Raw genomic sequence first — 803 nt, 5'->3', positions numbered from 1 at the left:
ATCACGAAGTCTGCGCCAGACCCAAGATCAGAGACGGCCAGGTGGCCAACCGGCCGATCTACGTGGTCATGGGTGTGACCGTCGAAGGGACCCGCGACATCCTCGGGTTGTGGGCCGGCGAGCACGGCGACGGGGAGGGCGCGAAATACTGGCTGCGGGTGCTCTCGGAGCTGAAAAACCGTGGCGTGCAAGATGTTCTGATCGTCGTGTGCGACGGACTCAAGCACCTGCCTGCCGCGATCGGGCAGGTGTGGCCGCAGACGATCGTGCAGACCTGCGTTGTGCATCTTCTCCGGAATTCGTTCGCCTACGCCTCCCGCAAGGACTTCTCCGAGCTAGCCAAGGATCTCAAGCCGATCTACACCGCGCCGAGCGAACAGGCCGCCCTGGACCGGTTCGCCGAGTTCAGCGACAAGTGGGAGAAACGCTACCCCGCGATCATCCGGCTCTGGACCAACGCCTGGGCCGAGTTCGTGCCGTTCCTGCAGTTCGACCAGGCCATCAGACAGGTCATCTACACGACCAACGCCATCGAGTCGGTCAACGCGCGTATCCGCCGGGCGGTCAAGGCCCGCGGCCACTTCCCGACCGAGGCTGCGGCCCTGAAATGCGTGTACCTGGCCATCATGAGCATCGACCCGACCGGCAAAGCACGCCAACGCTGGTCCAACCGATGGAAGGCAGCCCTGAACGCCTTCGAGATCACCTTCGACGGACGCCTGTCCGCCGGACGAAAGTAGTACAACCACAACCACTTACACCGTTAACTTGACAGGCCCAGGGGTTTCGCAACCACACGATGT

General features: G+C 62.9%; 1 protein-coding gene. It reads left to right on the top strand.

Annotated elements, in window-relative coordinates; genetic code table 11:
* On the top strand, positions 1 to 740 hold a 740-nt coding region (locus tag ACT86A_RS27470), incomplete at its 5' end, for an IS256 family transposase (RefSeq protein ID WP_445095127.1).
* Between the last annotated feature and the right edge of the window lie 63 nt (positions 741 to 803).

This window comes from Nocardia glycosmidis (genome assembly GCF_052545115.1).
The sequence above is the reverse complement of the archived record's forward strand: the minus strand, read 5'-3'. Positions and strand labels throughout refer to the sequence as shown.